Source organism: Pseudomonas sp. WS 5059 (genome assembly GCF_012985525.1).
Taxonomy (GTDB): Bacteria; Pseudomonadota; Gammaproteobacteria; order Pseudomonadales; family Pseudomonadaceae; genus Aquipseudomonas.
Genome location: NZ_JAAQWO010000008.1, coordinates 168747 through 189484, shown reverse-complemented (window position 1 = coordinate 189484; position 20738 = coordinate 168747). Strand labels below are relative to the sequence as shown.

The 20738-nt window shown below is 62.1% G+C and carries 17 protein-coding genes; 9 read left to right on the top strand and 8 right to left on the bottom strand.

The annotated features are described in order from the left end of the window. Positions 1-92 precede the first annotated feature (92 nt). Positions 93-935: a xanthine dehydrogenase accessory protein XdhC gene (gene xdhC / locus HBO12_RS23145; RefSeq protein ID WP_169954226.1), complete on the top strand. Its 843-nt coding sequence runs from the start codon at positions 93-95 to the stop codon at positions 933-935. A gap of 7 nt (positions 936-942) precedes the next feature. Beyond that, positions 943-2247, top strand: coding sequence for a guanine deaminase (gene guaD, locus HBO12_RS23140; RefSeq protein ID WP_169954227.1), 1305 nt, complete (start codon positions 943-945; stop codon positions 2245-2247). A gap of 122 nt (positions 2248-2369) precedes the next feature. Here guaD and HBO12_RS23135 read toward each other — a convergent pair whose 3' ends face one another. Continuing rightward, entirely contained in the window at positions 2370-3134 is a 765-nt protein-coding gene (locus HBO12_RS23135) for a GntR family transcriptional regulator (RefSeq protein WP_057439513.1), read from the bottom strand. Positions 3135-3354: 220 nt separating this feature from the next. Between HBO12_RS23135 and HBO12_RS23130 the strand changes: the two genes are divergently transcribed. After that, positions 3355-4545 (top strand): benzoate/H(+) symporter BenE family transporter, encoded by a 1191-nt coding sequence (locus tag HBO12_RS23130; RefSeq protein WP_169954228.1) that lies wholly within the window; start codon positions 3355-3357, stop codon positions 4543-4545. A gap of 53 nt (positions 4546-4598) precedes the next feature. Here the strand turns inward: HBO12_RS23130 and HBO12_RS23125 are convergent, their stop codons facing one another. Next, positions 4599-4943, bottom strand: a complete 345-nt coding sequence (locus HBO12_RS23125; protein ID WP_170043316.1) for a YggL family protein — start codon at positions 4941-4943, stop codon at positions 4599-4601. A gap of 237 nt (positions 4944-5180) precedes the next feature. Here HBO12_RS23125 and dacB point away from each other — a divergent pair, with 237 nt between their 5' ends. Beyond that, positions 5181-6641 (top strand): D-alanyl-D-alanine carboxypeptidase/D-alanyl-D-alanine endopeptidase, encoded by a 1461-nt coding sequence (gene dacB, locus HBO12_RS23120; RefSeq protein WP_170043315.1) that lies wholly within the window; start codon positions 5181-5183, stop codon positions 6639-6641. A 133-nt stretch (positions 6642-6774) separates the two neighbouring features. Here the strand turns inward: dacB and HBO12_RS23115 are convergent, their stop codons facing one another. Next, entirely contained in the window at positions 6775-9174 is a 2400-nt protein-coding gene (locus HBO12_RS23115; RefSeq protein WP_169954230.1) for a sensor domain-containing diguanylate cyclase, read from the bottom strand. 135 nt (positions 9175-9309) lie between these two features. Then, positions 9310-11580 carry a bifunctional 23S rRNA (guanine(2069)-N(7))-methyltransferase RlmK/23S rRNA (guanine(2445)-N(2))-methyltransferase RlmL gene (gene rlmKL, locus HBO12_RS23110; RefSeq protein WP_170043314.1) on the bottom strand — a complete coding sequence of 757 codons (2271 nt, stop codon included), beginning with the start codon at positions 11578-11580 and terminating at the stop codon, positions 9310-9312. Between the two features lie 533 nt (positions 11581-12113). Here rlmKL and rmf point away from each other — a divergent pair. Then, the gene (gene rmf, locus HBO12_RS23105; protein ID WP_002553055.1) at positions 12114-12329 is read left to right on the top strand and encodes a ribosome modulation factor; all 216 of its coding nucleotides are present in this window, start codon (positions 12114-12116) and stop codon (positions 12327-12329) included. 136 nt (positions 12330-12465) lie between these two features. Here rmf and HBO12_RS23100 read toward each other — a convergent pair whose 3' ends face one another. The 4 genes from HBO12_RS23100 to HBO12_RS28635 form a co-directional block, all read right to left on the bottom strand. Next, positions 12466-13491, bottom strand: a complete 1026-nt coding sequence (locus HBO12_RS23100) for a quinone-dependent dihydroorotate dehydrogenase (protein WP_169954231.1) — start codon at positions 13489-13491, stop codon at positions 12466-12468. A 90-nt stretch (positions 13492-13581) separates the two neighbouring features. Further along, positions 13582-14046 (bottom strand): transglycosylase SLT domain-containing protein, encoded by a 465-nt coding sequence (locus tag HBO12_RS23095; RefSeq protein ID WP_169954232.1) that lies wholly within the window; start codon positions 14044-14046, stop codon positions 13582-13584. Beyond that, positions 14043-14450: a winged helix-turn-helix domain-containing protein gene (locus HBO12_RS23090; protein WP_169954233.1), complete on the bottom strand. Its 408-nt coding sequence runs from the start codon at positions 14448-14450 to the stop codon at positions 14043-14045. The genes HBO12_RS23095 and HBO12_RS23090 overlap by 4 nt, the downstream gene beginning before the upstream one ends. A 177-nt stretch (positions 14451-14627) precedes the next feature. Then, the gene (locus HBO12_RS28635) at positions 14628-15488 is read right to left on the bottom strand and encodes a secretin N-terminal domain-containing protein (protein WP_346343192.1); all 861 of its coding nucleotides are present in this window, start codon (positions 15486-15488) and stop codon (positions 14628-14630) included. Between the two features lie 246 nt (positions 15489-15734). Here HBO12_RS28635 and HBO12_RS23080 point away from each other — a divergent pair, with 246 nt between their 5' ends. The 4 genes from HBO12_RS23080 (at position 15735) to HBO12_RS23065 (ending at position 20676) form a co-directional block, all read left to right on the top strand. Beyond that, entirely contained in the window at positions 15735-16961 is a 1227-nt protein-coding gene (locus HBO12_RS23080) for a CmpA/NrtA family ABC transporter substrate-binding protein (protein ID WP_170043312.1), read from the top strand. A gap of 13 nt (positions 16962-16974) precedes the next feature. Beyond that, positions 16975-17550, top strand: a complete 576-nt coding sequence (locus tag HBO12_RS23075) for an ANTAR domain-containing response regulator (protein ID WP_038442299.1) — start codon at positions 16975-16977, stop codon at positions 17548-17550. A 247-nt stretch (positions 17551-17797) separates the two neighbouring features. After that, a complete protein-coding gene (locus HBO12_RS23070; protein ID WP_169954236.1) occupies positions 17798-19009 on the top strand; it encodes a nitrate/nitrite transporter in 1212 nt (403 codons plus the stop codon). Then, positions 19009-20676: a bifunctional protein-serine/threonine kinase/phosphatase gene (locus tag HBO12_RS23065; protein WP_170043385.1), complete on the top strand. Its 1668-nt coding sequence runs from the start codon at positions 19009-19011 to the stop codon at positions 20674-20676. The genes HBO12_RS23070 and HBO12_RS23065 overlap by 1 nt, the downstream gene beginning before the upstream one ends. Positions 20677-20738 lie beyond the last annotated feature (62 nt).

The following is a 20738-nucleotide window of genomic DNA, read 5'->3' as shown; positions in this document are numbered from 1 at the left end:
GAGCCCGCTCCCAAATTTGGATTGCATTCCCCGGTGGGAGCGGGCTTGCCCGCGAAGACGGCCGAACTGACAACAGAAATGTTGAGGTAGACATGAACAACTGGATCAGCGCCCTCGCCGACCTGCAACACCAGGGTGAACCCTGCGTGCTGGTGACCATCATCGAAGAACTCGGCTCCACGCCGCGCAACGCCGGTTCCAAGATGGTGATCAGTGCCGCCCGGACCTTCGACACCATCGGCGGCGGCCACCTGGAATACAAAGCGATGCAGATCGCCCGCGAGATGCTCGCCAGCGGTCAGCACAACACCCATCTGGAGCGCTTCAGCCTGGGGGCCAGCCTCGGCCAGTGCTGCGGCGGCGTGACCGTGCTGCTGTTTGAGCCCATGGGCCAGGTGCAGGCGCAGATTGCCGTATTCGGCGCCGGCCATGTCGGCCGCGCGCTGGTGCCACTGCTGGCCAGCCTGCCGTGCCGGGTGCGCTGGATCGACTCGCGGGAACAGGAATTCCCGGAGCATATCCCCCAGGGCGTGCGTAAAATCGTCAGCGAAGAGCCGGTCGATGAAATTGCCGACCTGCCGGCGGGCAGTTACTGCATCGTCATGACCCACAATCACGCGCTGGACCTGGAACTCACCGCCGCCCTGCTCAAGCGCAATGACTTTGCCTACTTCGGCCTGATCGGCTCGCAGACCAAACGCGTCAAGTTTGAACACCGCCTGCGTGAGCGCGGCTTCGAGGCCGCGCAGTTACAACGCATGCGCTGCCCCATGGGCCTCACCGAGGTGAAGGGCAAATTGCCGGTGGAAATCGCCATTTCCATCGCCGGCGAGATCATCGCCACCTATAACGCCAACTTCGGCCAGCACACCGCGAGTGCCGAACCCATTGCCAAACTGCTGCCGGCCTCGCGCCGCAGCCAAGCTATCAATTGAGACGACCATGCCTTTGACTCGCAAAGCCTACCGCGCCGCCATCCTGCACAGCCTCGCCGACCCTGCCGTGGTTGGGATCGACGCCTCCTACGAGTATTTCGAAGACGGCCTGCTGGTGATCGACAACGGCCAGATCAGCGCCCTGGGGCATGCCAGCGACTTGCTGCCGACGCTGGCGGCCGATATCGAAATCACCCATTACCAGGACGCGCTGATCACCCCCGGCCTGATCGACACCCATATCCACCTGCCGCAAACCGGCATGGTCGGGGCCTACGGCGAACAACTGCTGGATTGGCTCAACACCTATACCTTCCCTTGCGAAAGCCAGTTCGCCGACAAGGCCCACGCCGAAGAAGTGGCGGATATCTTTATCAAGGAACTGCTGCGCAACGGCACCACCACCGCCCTGGTGTTCGGCAGCGTGCACCCGCAATCGGTCAACTCATTCTTTGAAGCCGCCGAGAAACTCGACCTGCGCATGATCGCCGGCAAGGTGATGATGGACCGCAATGCGCCGGACTACCTGACCGACACCGCCGAGTCCGGCTACCAGGAGAGCAAGGCGCTGATCGAGCGCTGGCACGGCAAGGGCCGTTTGCACTACGCCGTGACCCCGCGCTTCGCGCCTACCAGCACACCGGAACAGTTGACCCTCGCCGGGCAATTGCTGGGGGAATACCCGGACCTGTACATGCAGACGCACATCAGTGAAAACCTGCAGGAAGTGCAATGGGTCAAGGAGTTGTTCCCGGAGCGCAGCGGCTACCTGGACGTGTACGACCACTACAAGCTGCTGGGGGAACGTTCGGTATTCGCCCATGGCGTGCACCTGTGCGACGACGAATGCGCGCGACTGGCGCAAGCGGGTTCAGCAGTGGCGTTCTGCCCGACGTCGAACTTCTTCCTCGGCAGCGGCCTGTTCAACCTGCCGATGGCCGAGAAGCACCAACTCAATGTGGGCCTGGGCACGGACGTGGGGGGTGGCACCAGTTTCTCGCTGCTGCAGACCCTGAACGAGGCCTACAAGGTCATGCAATTGCAGGGCGCGCGGTTGAGCCCGTTCAAATCGTTGTACCTGGCGACCCTGGGCGGTGCCAAAGCGCTGCGCCTGGAAGACAAGATCGGCACCTTGCAGCCGGGCACCGATGCCGATTTCCTGGTCCTGGACTACAACGCCACGCCACTGCTCAGCTATCGCCTGAAGCAGGCCAAGAACATTGCCGAGACGTTGTTTGTATTGATGACACTGGGGGATGATCGGGCGGTGATGCAGACGTATGCGGCGGGCAATCTGGTACACCAACGCTGACCCAAAGAACACCACAAAACCCTGTAGGAGCTGGCTTGCCAGCGATAGCATCACCGCGGTGAACAGATACACCGCGGTGCCTGCATCGCTGGCAAGCCAGCTCCTACACAGTTTGATCGGGTTTACAGCTTGATCGAGGAGCGGCCCGGCTTCTTGGTCTGCAGCAAATGCGAGAACACCGCATGCAAATCATCCGACGCGCTTTCCTCATCGAGGTTGAGCTTGCTGTCGATATGATCCATGTGGTGCATCATCAGGTTCACCGCCAACCCCACATCCCTAGCTTCGATGGCATCGATCAACTGGGTGTGCTCGTCGTAGGAACAGTGCGAGCGGTTGCCACTTTCATACTGGGCGATGATCAGCGAAGTCTGGGACACCAGGCTGCGTTGGAAGCTGATCAGCGGGGCATTTTTTGCCGCCTCGGCCAGCTTGAGGTGGAACTCGCCAGAGAGCCGGATACCCGCGCCACGATCGCCACGGGAGAAGCTGTCGCGCTCATCGTTGACCATCTGCCGCAACTCGGCCAACTCTTCGGTGGAGGCATGCTGCACCGCCAGTTCGGTGATAGCCCGCTCGACCAGGCGCCGTGCGAGGAATACCTGACGGGCTTCCTCGACACTTGGGCTGGCCACGACCGCACCCCGATTGGGGCGCAACAACACCACGCCTTCATGGGCCAGGCGCGACAAGGCGCGGCGGATGATGGTGCGGCTGACGCCAAAGATCTCGCCCAGTGCTTCTTCACTCAATTTGGTACCGGGCGCCAGGCGTTGTTCGAGGATGGCCTCGAAGATATGCGCGTAGACGATATCGTCCTGGGTTCCACTGCGACCGGCCTTACCGGCTCGCGGCTGTTTCTTGAGGGGCTGCAACTGTTCGTTCATGGGCACTCGGGTCGGGAGAACGGCGGCGAATTGACGTTGACTGTAATAAGGGTATAGCGGGTCGCTGGCAAGTATCGCGTAAAAACAGCGCACATTGTACACAACCCGTTGCGCCAACACACTGTACGGCTGTTTGCGCGGCCGGCTGTATTGCAACAGTCAGTTACGTTTGAGTTTAGGCTTGATTCCACGATTTCCCAGGTACAAGGAACACCGCCCCATGACCGACGCGACCCAGGCGCCCCTGCGCCCACTGGCCGACACTTCACCCTCGGCCATTGTCGCCGGCTTCATCGCCATGATGACCGGCTACACCAGTTCGCTGGTGCTGATGTTCCAGGCCGGCCAGGCTGCCGGCCTGACCACCGGGCAAATCTCCTCGTGGATCTGGGCGATTTCCATCGGCATGGCGGTGTGCAGCATCGGCCTGTCCCTGCGCTACCGCACGCCCATCACCATTGCCTGGTCGACCCCCGGTGCGGCGCTGCTGATTACCAGCCTGGGCGGGGTCAGCTATGGCGAGGCCATTGGCGCCTACATCACCTGCGCGGTGCTGGTGACGATCTGCGGCCTCACCGGCAGCTTTGAGAAACTGGTGAGGAAGATCCCCGCCTCGCTGGCCGCCGCGCTGCTGGCCGGGATTCTGTTCAAGATCGGCAGCGAGATTTTCGTCGCCGCGCAGCACCGCACCGCCCTGGTACTGGGCATGTTCTTTACCTACCTGATCATCAAGCGCCTGTCGCCCCGGTATGCGGTGCTGGCGGCGCTGCTGATCGGCACCGCCTTGTCCGGGCTGATGGGGCTCCTGGATTTCAGCGGGTTCAGCCTGGAAGTGGCGACGCCGGTGTGGACCACGCCGCACTTCTCCCTGGCGGCGACCATCAGCATCGGTATTCCGCTGTTCGTGGTGGCGATGACTTCGCAGAACATGCCGGGGGTCGCGGTGTTGCGCGCCGATGGCTACGATGTACCGGCCTCGCCACTGATCACCGCCACCGGCCTGGCCTCGCTGGTGCTGGCACCGTTCGGCTCCCACGGCATCAACCTGGCAGCCATCAGTGCGGCCATCTGCACCGGGCCTCACGCCCATGAGGATCGCAACAAGCGCTACACCGCCGCGGTGTGGTGCGGGATTTTCTACGGTATCGCCGGGGTATTTGGCGCAACCTTGGCGGCATTGTTCGCCGCATTGCCCAAGGAGCTGGTGCTGTCGATCGCGGCATTGGCGTTGTTTGGCTCGATCATCAATGGCCTGAGCATCGCCATGAATGAGCCCAAGGAGCGGGAAGCCGCGCTGATTACCTTTATGGTCACGGCGTCGGGGCTGACGCTGTTTTCCATCGGTTCGGCATTCTGGGGGATTGTGGCGGGGGTGTTGACGCTGGTGATTCTGAACTGGCGCAAAGCCTGACTTTAATACCCTGAAACGAAAAAGCGACCCGGGAGGGTCGCTTTTTCATGACATCAGACAGCCGGGTTGATCGGCTTTTCTGGGTGCCAGGCGTCCAGCAGTTCGCTGACTTCAACGCGGGTCAGCTCTGGGCGAGCCTTGAGCCACGCTTCGACAGCTGCACGCTGCTCAGGGGTAACCGAACCACGGGTGGCTTTGCAGACCAGACCGAAGTCGTCGCCGCCCACGTAGTCCAGGCCATTGCCATCCATCGCTTCGGTCAGGAAGGCGTCGAGGAAAGCGTCAACCGCTTCGTCGTCCAAACCTTCTTTGAAATCCAGGTTCAGTTCGAAACCCAGCTCTTGAAATTCATCAACGCACAGTTTTTTGCGCAGACGCCGGGAACGGTTAGTCGCCATTGGAACAATCCTCTTAAGTATTAACGGCCGGCACTCTACCAGTTTAAGGCGCTGATTGCCCGGCAATCCAAGACGGGTGGCACGATAGCGCGAAAAAAAACCGTGATTTGCAGCTATCGTTGAGGCACAAGTAGCTCCACCTTGGGGCATAATGCCGACACTTTCATGACCACTGGGGGATTTTCTTACATAGCCCCCGCTATATTCACCCTCCTATGCAGTAGGGTCTTACTTCTTATGATCAAATCCTTGCGTCCATTGTTACTCGCCAGTTTCCTTTTGCCCCTGGCCCTCTCTGTCACCGCCGCCCCGATCAATACCACCTTGCCACCTAAAGTCCAGGAAGCCCTGCAGAAAGCCAAGCTGCAGAACAATGCACTGTCCCTGGTGATGATTCCGCTCAATGGCCCCGGCACTGCCACGGTGTTCAACGCTGACGTCTCGGTCAACCCGGCGTCGACCATGAAGCTGGTCACCACCTACGCTGCCCTGGAAATGCTCGGCCCCAATCATCAATGGAAAACCGAGTTCTACACCGACGGCACCCTCAGCGGCGGCGTCCTGCGGGGCAACCTGTACCTCAAGGGCGGCGGCGACCCCAAGCTGAACATGGAAAAACTCTGGCTGCTGATGCGCGACCTGCGTGCCAATGGCGTCCAGCAAGTCACCGGTGACCTGGTGCTGGACCGTGGCTTCTTTATCCAGCCGCAATTGCCGGAATTCAACGACGACGGCAACGATGCCAACAAACCTTTCCTGGTCAAGCCGGACGCCCTGCTGGTCAACCTCAAGGCCCTGCGTTTCGTGACCCGCAACGATTCAGGACGGGTGTTGGTGTCGGTGGAACCGCCGATTGCCAGCATCCAGATCGACAATCAGGTCAAGGCCACCAACGCCAAGCAGTGCACCGGTGACGTGCGCTACAACCCGGTCACCGCCGCCGATGGCAGTGTCACCGTGACCGTCAGCGGCCAGTTGGGCGATGGCTGCAGCTCGCAGACATATCTGTCGCTGCTCGACCATGCCACCTACACCGCTGGTGCCGTGCGCGCGATCTGGAAAGAACTCGGCGGCACGATCCAGGGCCGCGACGTGCTGGCCCCAGTGCCGAAAACCGCCAAGGTCCTGGCCCGGGCGTTCTCCCCGGACCTGGCCGAGATCATTCGCGACATCAATAAATACAGTAACAACACCATGGCCCAGCAACTGTTCCTCAGCCTCGGCGCGCAATACCGCACCGATGCCGATGGCGACGATGCCAAGGCTGCGCAGCGTGTGGTGCGCCAGTGGCTGGCGAAAAAAGGCATCACCGCGCCGCACCTGGTGATGGAAAACGGCTCCGGCCTGTCCCGTGCCGAACGGGTCAGTGCCCGGGAAATGGCGACCATGTTGCAGGCTGCCTGGAGAAGCCCGTACGCGGCAGAGTTCATCAGCTCGATGCCGATTGCCGGCAGTGACGGCACCATGCGCAAGCGCCTGAAGACCACGGCCCTGCGTGGCGAAGCCCACGTCAAGACCGGCACCCTGAACACCGTGCGCGCCATTGCCGGCTTCAGCCGTGATAACAATGGCAATACTTGGGCGGTGGTGGCGATTCTCAACGATCCGAAGCCTTGGGGTGCTTCATCGGTGCTCGACCAGGTGCTGCTGGACCTGTATCGCCAGCCGAAGCTGGCAGCAGCGGCACCAGGTCTATAGATGGGGACTCAATGTGGGAGCGGGCTTGCCCGCGATAGCTGTGGGTCAGTCAGCACATTTGGCACCTGATACACCGCCATCGCGGGCAAGCCCGCTCCCACACAACCCTGCTCCCACATTCGGTATACGGTACTCAGGCAGGCAAGCGCTGCGCCTCGACCCGATCCCGGCCCGCCTGCTTGGCCGCATACACCGCCGAATCCGCACGCAGCAACAAGCTATCCACGCCCTCATCGACCCGCCAACTGGCCACGCCGAAACTGGCCGTTACCGTGCCGACGCCGTCCATTGGTGTACTGCGCAGCACTTCCCACAACTCAACGGCCAGGCTGTAGGCCTGAACGCCATCGGTGTTCGGACACAACACCATGAACTCCTCACCGCCCAGGCGACAGAACACATCGCTGCGGCGCACACGCAGGCGGATACGCCGGCACAGCTCCTGCAGCACGCCATCCCCCGCCGCGTGCCCATGCTGGTCATTGATACGTTTGAAGTGATCGATATCCAGCATGATCACTGCCAGTGCTCCCGACGTGCGCCGCACCCGGCTCATCTCGGCCTTCAGCCGGTCCTGGAAATAGCGACGATTATGGATACCCGTCAACGAATCGGTGATGGACAACGCCCGCAACTCTTCCTCTACCCGCTTGAGATCGGAGATATCCGACACATAGCCATGCCATAGCGTACCGCCGCCAGGTAACTCTTCCGGCGTCGCCTCGCCGCGAATCCAACGCAGGCCCCGACCTGGGAGTTGCACCCGGTACTCTTCACGCCAGTGGCTCAATTGCAGCGCTGACAGGCGGATGGAGGCGCGGATGCGTTCAGCGTCCTGGGGATGAATTCGCTCGAAGACTTGCTTGGCATCCTGTTGCAGCAACCCCGGATCGATTTCGTAGATATCGCGAATACCGTCGCTGGCGTAGATAAACCGCCAATTGTCGTTAGGCTCCAGGGTGAACTGGAAGATCCCGCCCGGCACATGGGCGCTGAGTTTTTTCAGCAACCGATCCCTCGCCGCCAGGGCCTCATAGGCGCGTTTCTGTTCGGTGACATCCAGGCAGATCGCCAGGTGCCCGACCCACAAACCATGTTCATCAAGCAAGGCTGTGGCCAGCATATTCACGGTCAACTGGCTGCCGTCCTGGCGCACCAGCGTCCACTCCCGGGCCTCATGCAGGCTGTCGGCGCCCTCCACCAGCATCGCCTGGCCGGGCATGATCCGCTTGCCGAGAGCATGGCTCAGTTGCATGGCACGGGTTTCCAGCTCCACCGCCAGGTGCAGGCTTTCGAGGGTCATGTGGCCCAGCACCTGGTCAGCCGGATAACCCAGCATTTGCTCGGCGCCGGCATTGAAGGTGCTGATCACGCCCCGCAAATCGGTGGCAATGATCGCCACCTGGGTCGCGGCGTTGAGCACACTGCGCAACTGGCCGTGGGCACCGCGCAACTCGTACTCGCGCTGGTGCAATTGCCCGGTGCGTTGCTGCACCAGCCGCACCGCCCGTTGACGCTGGCTGACCAGCACATAGAGCAAGGCACTGAGTAACAGGCTGAGCAAACAGCCCATGGTCAGGATACTGGCGACGGAGGAATGATTGGCCTGGGCGAATACCTGGCTGGGGCGCAGGCTCAGGGCGTAGACATGATCCCCAAGGGTCAGCCGGCGGATCGCTTCCAGGCCACTATCGCCCAGGGCATTGTCCGACGCATACAACACCCGCTGCTGGGTATCGGAAGTATCCACAATCTGCATCACCAGGTTGTCCCGCGCAGGTTTGGGCAGACCGTCGGCGACCAATTGGCGCATGCTGATCACCGCCATGACGAAACCGTAGGGTTCGTTGTAGGGCATTTGCGCGGTGGGCGCTCGAGTGACGGGCGCCACCAGCAACACCCCCATGGCATACGCCGGCTCGACGCCCACCAGCGACATCGGTTGGGACACGGCGATGGTGCCGGAACGGTACGCCCGCTCGACCGTCGATCGGCGCAGTGGCTGCGCCAGCAAGTCAAACCCCAAGGGTGAGCCGAGCAGGCTTTGGGTCTGGCTGTACAACACCGGCACATATTCATCGCGCTCGCCCGCCGTCACCAAAGTCCCGGCTTCGTTCAGCTCGCGAATGGAGAACGACATGCCACGCTGGAGTGACACTTGCTGTTCAAAAGCCTGGCGCTGATCGCGAAATATCCGTGGCGCCCAGGCGTAGGCACGCGCGCGCAACAGTAGCGGCTGGGCGAACCCATCGAACTCTTCGCGGGAAACATCATGGGAGTTGACGAAAAAACGCCGCAGGCTGCCCAGGCGCTGTTCCTGGTCTTCAAAACGCTCTTCCAGGCGGCTATAGCGTTCGTTGACCAACAACTGAAAACGCTGGCGGACCTCCTGGTGATGCAGGTCGGCCGTGGCCAGCGCCAGTACGCCGGTAAGCGCCACACCCACCAGCAAGACCACCAAAGCCACCAGCCAAGCCGACGCCTGTTCGCTGATAAATCCCAGTATTTTCGGGCGGACGGCTTGCAACGGCATAGGCAAAACTCGCAACACCAGCGTGCAGGGGCGCCACTTTGGCTAAGAGAATAGTTATAGCCATCGAGCCCACTTTTGACCAGCGCAAAAAAGCCGCGAGCCCGGAAAAATCCAGGCTCGCGGCTTCAAGGTCGATCAGCGTGCGGTGATTTTCCAGGCGCGGTGGATTTTCGGGTTACGGGCGAAATCCGGATCGATGGTTTTGTCGCTGATTTCCTCGACGGCATAGCGCTCGCCCAGGTTGTCTTCCAACTGGAACTTGCGGAAGTTGTTGGAGAAATACAGCACCCCGCCCGGCGCCAAGCGGGCCATGGCCAGGTCCAACAACTGCACGTGGTCACGCTGGACGTCAAACACGCCTTCCATGCGCTTGGAGTTGGAGAAGGTTGGCGGATCGATGAAGATCAGGTCGAACTCATCACGACTGGCTTCCAGCCACGCCATCACATCACCCTGCTCCAGGCGGTTCTTGTCGGAGAAGCCATTGAGGGACAGGTTGCGACGTGCCCAGTCCAGGTAGGTTTTCGACAAATCGACGCTGGTGGTGCTGCGCGCACCGCCTTTGGCCGCGTGCACACTGGCAGTGGCGGTGTAGCAATACAGGTTGAGGAAGCGCTTGCCGGCGGCTTCTTTCTGGATGCGCATGCGCATCGGGCGGTGGTCGAGGAACAGACCGGTGTCCAGGTAATCGGTCAGGTTGACCAGCAACTTCACCCCGCCTTCGCTGACTTCCGTGAACTTGCCCTGGGCACTCTGGCGCTCGTACTGCTTGGTGCCGCTCTGGCGCTCGCGGCGCTTGACCACCACACGGTTCTTGTCGATGTTCAGCGCCTGGGGAATTGCGGCCAGGGCATCGAACATGCGCGCCGAGGCTTTTTCCGGGTCAATGGATTTGGGTGCCACGTATTCCTGGACGTGCACCCAATCGTGGTACAGATCGATAGCCATGGAGTATTCCGGCATATCGGCGTCGTACACACGGTAGCAATCCACACCCTCGCGCTTGGCCCACTTGCCTAGCAACTTGAGGTTCTTTTGCAGGCGGTTGGCAAACATCTGCCCGCCTTCGCTCAAGCGCGCCTGCTCGACCACCGGAGCCGGTGCCGGCGCGGGTTTGATCGGGTTACCGTTCTTATTGTACTGGCGCTCTTGCGGCTCGGTCGGGGCCTGGTCGTAAGCGGCTTGCTCACGTTCGGCCTGGCGCTGTTCCGGGGTGCGGCGCTCGCCGGTGACGAACTGGTCCGGGTTGACCTTGATCAGCAGCAGCTTGCACGGCAAGGCGCCGTTCCAGAACGAGTACTGCTTGTGGCTGCGGATACCCATGCGCTTGCCCAGGTCTGGCGCGCCGGTGAACACCGCCGCTTCCCAGCCCATGCACGCCTGGCGCAGACGCTCGCCAAGGTTCTGGTAGAGGTACAACAGGCTGGCTTCATCACCCAGGCGCTCGCCGTACGGCGGGTTGCAGATGACCAGGCCTTTCTGGTTCTGGTCGGGGCGCGGTTCGAAGGTGCCGACTTCACCCTGGTAGATCTTGATCCAGTGGCTCAGGCCGGCGCGCTCGATGTTGTTGCGCGCGGGCTGGATCAGACGCGGATCGGCTTCGTAGCCACGGATCCACAGTGGTGGCTTGTTCATGCCGATAGCCGCACGCTCGCTGGCCTCGGTGTGCAGTTTTTTCCACAAGGCCGGCACGTGGCCGAGCCAGGCGGTGAAGCCCCACTGTTCGCGATTGAGGTTGGGGGCCATGTCGGCGGCGATCATCGCGCCTTCGACCAGGAAAGTGCCGACGCCGCACATCGGGTCAGTCAACGCGCCGTTTTCAGCGGCAATGCGCGGCCAGCCCGCACGAATCAGAATTGCCGCCGCGAGGTTTTCCTTCAACGGTGCCGCACCCTGCTGCAAGCGGTAACCGCGCTGGTGCAGGCTATGGCCGGACAGGTCAAGGGAGAGGATCGCTTCGCCACGGTCCAGGCGCAGGTGAATGCGCAGGTCGGGGTTGATCTTGTCGATGGACGGACGTTCGCCGGTCGGGGTACGCAGCTTGTCGACAATCGCATCCTTGACCTTCAGCGCGCCGAAGTGAGTGTTGTCGATACCCGAGCCATGGCCGCTGAATTCCACCGCGAGGGTGCCATCAGGGACCATATGGTCTTGCCATTCGATATCCAGCACGCCGTGGTACAGGTCTTCGGCATCCTTCATCGGGAAGCGCTTGAGCACCAGCAACACACGGTTGGCCAGGCGCGACCAGAGGCACAGGCGGTAGGCGGTTTCCATGTCGGCCATGCCGCGCACGGCCGAGGTGTGCTCGCGCGCGTCTTCAAGGCCAAGCCCGACGGCTTCCTCGATCAGCAGGCCTTCGAGGCCCTTGGGGCAAGTGAGGAAGAGTTCGTAACGGTCCGACATGGGCATTCCAGGCTTTTCAGCAATAAGTGAACGGGCGACGCATCGCGCGTTCGGTTTTCAATCAAGCGCTTTTCTTGAAGAGCGCTCGCGTGGCACGAATGTGTGCCGTTCCACCCCGGTCTCCTGGCCTATTGGCCTTGATTGCCGGGGCAGAGAGATAATTTGTGCAACAAAATGAAATATTCTGACCCTTCGTCGAATAATAACCGACTGCAAGCGGCGGGTATTCTCACTAAAGGATTAAACCCATCCTCTATACAGGGCACATCATAGCTGGCTTTGCCCTGTAAATGGGGCGAAAAGCCATCCCAGCTTATGGCTATAGCATCGTTATCGTTACGTGCTTATGACAAAACGATCATTGAATCCATGTGACCTATTGGTTAGAACTCAACACAGGTTAGCGCCGCAACGACGCTGACACAGAGGCTCGCCACGCCGGCAGCGAGCCACACCAACGGCAGAAAAACTCTGCCCGGCCTCGGATGAGGTCGAAGGATATCAAGACAGTCAACAAGTGAGGGAAACACCCTATGAGAAGACTTAAGCGTGATCCGTTGGAAAGAGCATTTTTACGCGGATATCAGTATGGCGTTCATGGCAAATCCCGTGAGCTTTGCCCCTTTACTCTACCGTCGGTACGCCAAGCCTGGATTAACGGCTGGCGCGAAGGACGCGGCGACAATTGGGACGGTATGACCGGCACTGCGGGGATCCACAGACTCAACGAACTTCACGCCGTCGGCTAATAATCAGGGCACTTAATTCCGACAACCACCTTGAAGAATGTAACGACTTAACCACGCACGCCCCATCCGGGCGGCGGGCTTCGGCCCAGGGGCTCCTTCGAGGAGCCCTTTTTTATGGGCCGGCTCCTACAGGGGCTCAGGATTTGGGGAGCGCCGCGATAGCGTCGACCGATTGGCGAATCAGCGCTGGCCCCTTGTAGATAAACCCGGAATACAACTGCACCAGGCTGGCCCCTGCGGCGATTTTCTCGGCAGCGTGCTTGCCTTCTGTGATCCCGCCCACGGCGATGATCGGCAAACGGCCGGCCAGTTCGGCCGCCAGCACCTTGACGATATGGGTGCTCTGGTCACGCACTGGCGCACCGGAAAGGCCACCGGCTTCGTCACCGTAGGCCAGGCCTTCAACGCCGACACGGCTGAGGGTGGTGTTGGTCGCAATCACCGCGTCCATCCCCGAATCCACCAGAGCCTGGGCCACCAGCACGGTTTCTTCGTCGCTCATGTCCGGGGCGATCTTGATGGCCAACGGCACGCGCTTGCCGTGGCGTACCGCAAGGTCTTCCTGGCGCTGGCGCAGGGCTTCGAGCAGCTGCTTGAGGGAATCGCCAAATTGCAGGCTGCGCAGGCCCGGGGTGTTGGGCGAACTGACGTTGACTGTCACATAGCTGGCGTGGGCGTAGACCTTGTCCAGGCAAGTCAGGTAGTCATCCACCGCACGCTCCACCGGGGTATCGAAGTTCTTGCCGATATTGATCCCGAGGATGCCCTTGTACTTGGCGGCCTGTACCCGGGACAGCAGGTGGTCAACCCCCAGGTTGTTGAAGCCCATGCGGTTGATGATCGCCTCGGCTTCCGGCAGGCGGAAAATGCGCGGCTTGGGATTGCCCGGCTGCGGGCGCGGCGTGACGGTGCCGATCTCGACAAAACCGAACCCCAACTGCGCGAAGCCATCGATGGCCGCGCCATTCTTGTCCAGGCCAGCCGCCAGGCCCACCGGGTTGGGAAAATCGAGCCCCATCACCGACACCGGCATCTTCGCCGGCGCCTTGCACACCAGGCCATTGAGCCCCAGGCGGCCACCCGCGCCGATCAGGTCCAGGGACAGATCGTGGGAAGTTTCCGGGGAGAGTTTGAACAACAGCTGGCGGGCCAGGGTATACATGGGCGGGCTTGACTCGGATGGCGGCAAAAGGTGGCGGCGATTATAGCCGGGGTGGCGGGTCCGTGCGAGGCATGGCACACCGCCGGTCGATCATCCATTGCGATGGGCCATCAACTCTTCATAGCGGCTCCAGATCTTCTGCGCGTAGCGCAAGCGCAACGCGTCACGCTCGGCCCCCGCCCCAGGCCCGACGTTATAGGCGCCCACGGCAGTCCAGTTGTAGCCAAACTGCTTGATGAAGCCGGCCAGGATCGAGGCCCCCACCTCGACCGACAGACAGGGCTCATCCAACAGGCGCTGCTCGGTAATGCCCTGCTTGAGCAGGCGAGGCAGATGGATGCTGTTGATTTGCATCAGGCCAATATCATAGGTGCCGTTGTTATTGCTGTAGTTCATGGCCTCGGCACGGTAGCCGGACTCCACAGCGGCAATCGCCTGCAACAGTTCCGGCTCGATATCGTATTGACGAGCGGCCTCGGCCCAGCAGTAAGCCCGGGCTTCGCCTGCCCCGCCCAGGCAAAGCAACAACAGTCCCAGCCGGCAGGCGCGTTTCATGCCCGCTCGCCATACCATCCACAGGCAGGGCACGCACGGGGCGCTTTGCCCGCCGCCTGCGCCGGGCCAGGTGGCTCGATCACACGCACCCGGCCATTGAAGCGATAACCGCGGCCATACACGGTCGCGATCAACGCCCGGTCGCCCTCCAACTGCTTGCGCAGCGCGTAGATGCACCGGGTCAGGGATTCTTCGGCGATATCGGTATGGGGCCAGACCTGCTCCAGCAGGTGGTCCTTGCTGACCAGCACGCCGGGCGTGGCCAGCAACAGGCGCAACACGTGACATTCCTTGGGTGGTAGCTGAATGTCGCGACCTTCAGTGGTCAACCTGCCATCCGCCTGCAACCTCCAATGACCAAAGGCGAGGGACGCCGCCATCAAGCCCTCAACTGCAACAACCATTCAAACCTCTGTACCTGTCTGCGGACATTCACGGCGCCCTGATTTTCCATAGCGCACCGTCTGGGAGATAGGGCGACTATAGAAACCCGCAGCCAGTTTCACGTTAGGAAAAAGCCCGCTGCTTCGAAGTTTTCCGGGAGTGTTGCGTAGGAACTTTCGAAGTCTGTACAAACCCCGCTACGGCTCGGCGATCCGCGCAAATGCACGCCGCACACGCTCGTATTGCTCGGCACTCAAGGGCGTCGAAGTGACGGAATGCGCGGGTGTGTCCAGCTCAGCCACCAGTTTTTTGATCAGCCTCAACTGCTGCTCACTGCCTTTGACCAGCAGGCTGTTGGTCTCTGGGTAGGCGATTACCACCGCGCCGGTGCCGGCCTTGCGCCCCAGCGTGGCGAGCTGTTTCTCGAGCAGCGTGGCGACACCCGGCACGGTGATGGTCTGCGAGCCCATGTCATACCGACGGTCCGAGACGTCGGCATTCTGCACCTGGACTACGCCCACTTCAGGCGGGGCCTCGCGTCGCGCCGGGCGCGGGCGATCCATCAACTGGGCCAGGCGCAGGACGTGGTCGACGTAATTGGCGGGCCCCGACACATAAAACAATCGGGCGCCGGCCTTGCGCAGGGGGTAACGCGCCTCTTCGAGCCCCGCGCGGCGCATGACCTGGCGCAATCGGTCGACGGTCATGTAGCGCAGGGTCACCCCGGAACTCTTGGCCTCGCTGGCGTCGTAGAGATGCAGCACCTGGCCGTCGCTGTACCAGATCAGATCGTGCTGTAACGCCACGCTCTCCAGGACCGCTTGTGCATGGGCAAAATCAAAATGCCCGGTAATGCGCTTGCCCGCCGCCAGTTTGCTGACCACGATGGGCTGGCCCAGGGGCACCGCAAGCCGTCTGAAGAAGCCTTGTAGGCTTTCGTCCCACATCAGATAGGACTCGCCCATGGCCGGTAAGGCATTGAGCATCAACAGACCGCCCAGCAGCCAGCGCTGTAAAAAGCCACGACAGGTCGTTGCGTTAGATCGATCAAGGAGCACGCCGGGTTTCCTGGACGGTGTTGCGTGAAAGAGCGCCATAGTGAAAGCCCACCCGGGTGCAATCTTGATGAAAACCTGATCAACCACCACTCGCCCGGGCGCCGTGGCATGTGCCTTGCTTTGCCCTACCCAGCGCAGCCCGCGCCAACGCCGGAACGGGCTCACAGACAAAGGCGTCGTTACCTGCCGCGGCTTGCATGCCGCCTGGCATGACGACGCCTTTTTTCATACAGAAGGTAGGTGTAGATGAGTGATCAGCTCGGCAACAGCCAGGCCAACAACCCTCTGGCCTGGGTCAACGGCAGCGATGCCCCGGAAAAGAGCAGCCTCGACCTGGGCTTCATGGCCCTGAGCGATTGTGCCTCACTGGTGGTCGCGGCGACCCAGGGGTTTGCCCAGCCCTACGGCCTGACGCTAAACCTCAAGCGCCAGTCATCCTGGGCCGGCCTGCGGGACAAGCTGGTCAGCGGCGAACTCGACGCCGCCCATAGCCTGTACGGCCTGATCTATGCGGTGCACCTGGGCATCGGCGGCGTTGCGCCGACCGACATGGCGGTGCTGATGGGCCTGAACCAGAACGGCCAGGGCATCAACTTGTCCCAGGGCCTGCAACAACAGGGCGTGACCAGTCCTGAGGCACTGGCGCGCAAGGTGCACCAAAGCCGGACAAAACTGACCTTCGCCCAGACGTTTCCTACCGGCACCCACGCCATGTGGTTGTATTACTGGCTGGCTAGCCAGGGCATTCATCCATTGCGGGATGTGGACAGTGTGGTAGTGCCGCCGCCGCAGATGGTCGCGCACCTGCAAGCCGGGCGGATCGACGGCCTGTGTGTCGGCGAACCCTGGTGCGCCAGCGCGGCGCAACAGCACCAGGGTTTTACCCTCGCCACCAGCCAGGCGATCTGGCCGGACCACCCGGAGAAAGTCCTGGGCTGCACCCAGGCGTTTGTCGAGCAGTACCCCAACACCGCCCGGGTGCTGGTGATGGCGGTCCTGGAAGCCAGCCGCTTTATCGACGACAGCATCGAAAACCGACGTTCCACCGCGCAACTGCTGAGCGCCCGGGAGTACCTGGACGCCCCGCTCGACTGCATCGAGCCACGGCTGCTGGGCGCCTATGCCGACGGCCTGGGCAACCACTGGCAGGACGCGCACGCGCTGCGCTTCCATGGCGAGGGCGAGGTCAACCTGCCGTACCTGTCCGATGGCATGTGGTTCATGACCCAGTTCCGCCGCTGGGGCCTTTTGCGGGAAGACCCCGATTACCTCGCCGTGGCCCGCCAGGTGCAACAACTGGATCTCTATCGCCAGGCCGCAAGCGCCGTGGGCGTGGCGGCCATGGACACGCAGATGCGCAGCAGCCAATTGATCGACGGCAAGGTCTGGGACGGCTCGGACCCGGCCGGTTATGCCCGCAGTTTCCGCCTGAATGCCCTGGCCGACGATGTCGTCCGCCACGCCTTGCGCTGACCGGAGGCCACCCATGTTGCGAATCCTGCTGATCAATGACACCCCACGCAAAGTCGGGCGCCTCAAGAGCGCGCTGACCGAGGCCGGCTTTGAGGTAATCGACGAGTCCGGCCTTACCATCGACCTGCCGGCGCGCGTCGAAACGGTGCGCCCGGACGTGATTCTGATCGATACCGAATCACCCGGGCGCGATGTGATGGAGCAAGTGGTGCTGGTCAGCCGCGACCAGCCGCGGCCCATCGTGATGTTTACCGACGAACATGATCCCGGGGTAATGCGCCAGGCGATCAAGTCCGGGGTCAGCGCCTACATCGTCGAAGGCATCCAGGCCCAGCGCCTGCAACCGATCCTTGATGTCGCCATGGCGCGCTTCGAGAGCGACCAGGCCTTGCGCGCGCAACTACTGGCCCGCGACCAGCAACTGGCGGAACGCAAGCGCATCGAGCTGGCCAAGGGCTTGCTGATGAAAATGAAGGACTGCAATGAGGAACAGGCCTACACCCTGATGCGCCGCCAGGCCATGAGCCGCCAGCAGAAGTTGATCCAGGTGGCGGAGCAGATTATTGCCATGAGTGAATTGCTAGGCTGAGCCACACAACCGCAATCGCCCAAGGTGGGAACGGGCCTGCCCGCGAGGGCAATGTCACGGTTGGCGCAAGACTTGCTAACTAAACACCACAGGTAGCCAACGGCGGTTGCCCCTCCACGACAAAGACGTCGCACATCCGGTTTGCCCAGGCGAACCCGGTGGCGGCGTTTTTTCGTTTGGATGGGGCGGCCTTCGCTGGCCGTTCCATCACCAGGCCTTCTACAAGATCCCCAATCTGAGGTGCGTGATGAAATCAAGCTTCTGGAAATCCGGGCACACCCCGACCTTGTTTGCCGCGTTCCTGTATTTCGACCTGAGTTTCATGGTCTGGTACCTATTGGGCCCGCTGGCGGTGCAGATCGCCGCCGACCTGCAACTGACCACCCAGCAACGCGGGCTGATGGTCGCCACGCCGATCCTGGCAGGGGCGATCCTGCGCTTCTTGATGGGTATGCTCGCGGACAAGCTGTCGCCCAAGACTGCCGGCCTGATCGGCCAGGTGATCGTGATTGTGGCGCTGTTCTGTGCCTGGAAACTGGGGATCCACAGTTATGAACAGGCGTTGCTGCTAGGGCTGTTCCTCGGCATGGCCGGGGCCTCGTTTGCCGTCGCCCTGCCGCTGGCCTCCCAGTGGTACCCCGCCGAACACCAGGGCAAGGCCATGGGCATCGCCGGTGCCGGCAACTCCGGCACGGTTTTCGCCGCGCTACTGGCACCGCTGATCGCCGCCGCATTTGGCTGGACCAACGTGTTCGGCTTTGCCCTGATCCCGCTGATCCTGACTTTGATCGTGTTCGCCTGGCTGGCACGCAATGCGCCTGAGCGACCCAAAGCCAAATCCATGGCCGACTATTTCAAGGCCCTGGGCGACCGCGACAGTTGGTGGTTCATGTTCTTCTACAGCGTGACCTTCGGTGGTTTCATCGGCCTGGCCAGCGCCCTGCCCGGCTACTTCAACGACCAATACGGCCTGAGCCCGGTCACCGCTGGTTACTACACCGCCGCCTGCGTGTTCGGCGGCAGCCTGATGCGGCCCCTGGGCGGCGCCCTGGCTGACCGTTTCGGCGGGATCCGCACCCTGCTGGGCATGTACGGCGTGGCGGCCGTGTGCATCGCCGCAGTGGGCTTCAACCTACCGAGTTCCTACGCGGCACTGGCACTTTTCGTGTGCACCATGCTCGGCCTGGGCGCCGGTAACGGTGCGGTATTCCAACTGGTGCCCCAGCGCTTTCGCCGCGAGATTGGCGTGATGACCGGGCTGATCGGCATGGCCGGCGGTATCGGCGGTTTCGCCCTGGCAGCGGGCATGGGCGCGATCAAGCAAAGCACCGGCAGCTACCAGTTGGCACTGTGGCTATTCGCCAGCCTGGGCGTGCTGGCGTGGTTCGGCCTGTATGGCGTGAAGCGCCGCTGGAGGACCACCTGGGGTTCGGCTGCCGTCACCGCCGCGCGGGTCTGATGAGCCTGCAACTGAGCGTGGCCCAGGCCAGCGCCATCGGGCCGCGCGCGGAAAACCAGGACGCCCTGCGCCTGGTCACGCCGGCTCCGGAACTGGCCGCCAGCAAAGGCTATCTGTGTGCTATCGCCGATGGCGTCAGCCAATGCGCCGACGGCGGCCTGGCCGCGCGCTCGACCGTGCAGGCCCTGGCCCTGGATTACTACGCCACGCCACAGACCTGGGGCGTGGCCCAGGCCCTGGAGCGGCTGTTGCTGGCACAGAATCGCTGGCTGCAGGCCAATGGCGGCGGCCAACCGTTGCTGACCACCCTTAGCGCCCTGGTGTTTCGCGGCCAGCGCTTTACCCTGGCCCATGTTGGTGATTGCCGGGTGTATCGCTGGTTTGACGGTGAGTTGCAGCGCATCACTCAAGAGCATGTCTGGGAGCAACCCGGCATGCAGCATGTGCTCAAGCGCGCCCTGGGCCTGGACCAGCATCTGGTGGTGGATTTTCTCGACGGTGAACTGCGCCAGGGCGAATGTTTCCTGCTGCTCAGCGATGGTGTGTGGGCGACCCTCGCCGACCACAGCATCCGCGCGATCCTGCGCGAACAGGCCGACTTGGACGTGGCCGTCAATACGCTGGTCAACGCCGCGCACCTGGCAGGTAGTCAGGACAACGCCAGCGCCCTGCTGGTGCGCATCGACCGACTCGGCGCCGCGACCCTGGGCGATGCACTGGTGCAGTTGCAACAGTGGCCATTGCCGCCACTGTTGAAGGCCGGGCAATCCTTCGAAGGCTGGCAGGTGGAATGCCTGCGGGCACACAGTCGCCAGTCGTTGCTGTACCGGGTGCGGGATGCCCAGCAGCAACCCTGGCTGCTCAAGACCCTGCCCCCTGACCACGATGATGACCACGATGCCGCCCAGGCCCTGCTCGCGGAGGAATGGTTTCTGCGCAGGGTGGCCGGGCGGGCATTTCCTGAAGTCCATCTGGGCGGCGGGCGTCAGCATTTGTACTACGTGATGCGTGAATACAGCGGGCAAACCCTGGCGCAGCTGTTCCAGCGGCAAGGCCCGTTGCCACTGGCGCAGTGGCAATCCATTGCCGAACGCTTGCTGCGGGCAGTGGGCATGCTGCATCGCCGGCAAATCCTGCACCGCGACATCAAACCGGAAAACCTGCTGCTGGGCGATGACGGCGAACTGCGGGTGCTGGATTTTGGCCTGGCCTATTGCCCTGGGTTGTCCGAAGACCGCGCTCACCTGTTGCCGGGCACACCCAGCTTTATCGCGCCCGAAGCCTTCAGCGGCGAACGTCCGACCCCGCAGCAGGATTTGTACAGCGCCGGTGTGAGCCTGTATTACCTGCTCACCGGGCATTATCCCTACGGTGAGATCGAAGCTTTCCAGCGGCCCCGGTTCAACACGCCGGTCAACGCCAGCCGCTACCGGCCGGACCTGCCCGATTGGTTGCAGCAAAGCCTGGAACGCTCGGTGGCCGCGCAAGCAGATCAGCGTTACGAAACCGCCGAGCAATGGCTGCTGGTACTGGAACAGGCCGACCGCCGCGAACTGAGCCTGCGCCCGCGGCCGCTGCTGGAACGCGAACCGCTGAAGGTCTGGCAAACCCTGGCGTTGGTGTCGCTGCTGATCAATCTGCTGTTGCTGTATCTGTTATCCCTGTAGGAGCCAGCTTGCCGGCGCAAAACCCACAATCACCGTATTCATCCAGGTACCTCGCGTTATCG

Bases quoted from the DNA above. Each gene is read 5' to 3' on its own strand.
- xdhC (WP_169954226.1), top strand. From the start codon at position 93: ATGAACAACTGGATCAGCGCCCTCGCCGACCTGCAACACCAGGGTGAA.
- guaD (WP_169954227.1), top strand. From the start codon at position 943: ATGCCTTTGACTCGCAAAGCCTACCGCGCCGCCATCCTGCACAGCCTC.
- HBO12_RS23135 (WP_057439513.1), bottom strand. From the start codon at position 3,134: ATGAACGAACAGTTGCAGCCCCTCAAGAAACAGCCGCGAGCCGGTAAG.
- HBO12_RS23130 (WP_169954228.1), top strand. From the start codon at position 3,355: ATGACCGACGCGACCCAGGCGCCCCTGCGCCCACTGGCCGACACTTCA.
- HBO12_RS23125 (WP_170043316.1), bottom strand. From the start codon at position 4,943: ATGGCGACTAACCGTTCCCGGCGTCTGCGCAAAAAACTGTGCGTTGAT.
- dacB (WP_170043315.1), top strand. From the start codon at position 5,181: ATGATCAAATCCTTGCGTCCATTGTTACTCGCCAGTTTCCTTTTGCCC.
- HBO12_RS23115 (WP_169954230.1), bottom strand. From the start codon at position 9,174: ATGCCGTTGCAAGCCGTCCGCCCGAAAATACTGGGATTTATCAGCGAA.
- rlmKL (WP_170043314.1), bottom strand. From the start codon at position 11,580: ATGTCGGACCGTTACGAACTCTTCCTCACTTGCCCCAAGGGCCTCGAA.
- rmf (WP_002553055.1), top strand. From the start codon at position 12,114: ATGAGAAGACTTAAGCGTGATCCGTTGGAAAGAGCATTTTTACGCGGA.
- HBO12_RS23100 (WP_169954231.1), bottom strand. From the start codon at position 13,491: ATGTATACCCTGGCCCGCCAGCTGTTGTTCAAACTCTCCCCGGAAACT.
- HBO12_RS23095 (WP_169954232.1), bottom strand. From the start codon at position 14,046: ATGAAACGCGCCTGCCGGCTGGGACTGTTGTTGCTTTGCCTGGGCGGG.
- HBO12_RS23090 (WP_169954233.1), bottom strand. From the start codon at position 14,450: ATGGTTGTTGCAGTTGAGGGCTTGATGGCGGCGTCCCTCGCCTTTGGT.
- HBO12_RS23080 (WP_170043312.1), top strand. From the start codon at position 15,735: ATGAGTGATCAGCTCGGCAACAGCCAGGCCAACAACCCTCTGGCCTGG.
- HBO12_RS23075 (WP_038442299.1), top strand. From the start codon at position 16,975: ATGTTGCGAATCCTGCTGATCAATGACACCCCACGCAAAGTCGGGCGC.
- HBO12_RS23070 (WP_169954236.1), top strand. From the start codon at position 17,798: ATGAAATCAAGCTTCTGGAAATCCGGGCACACCCCGACCTTGTTTGCC.
- HBO12_RS23065 (WP_170043385.1), top strand. From the start codon at position 19,009: ATGAGCCTGCAACTGAGCGTGGCCCAGGCCAGCGCCATCGGGCCGCGC.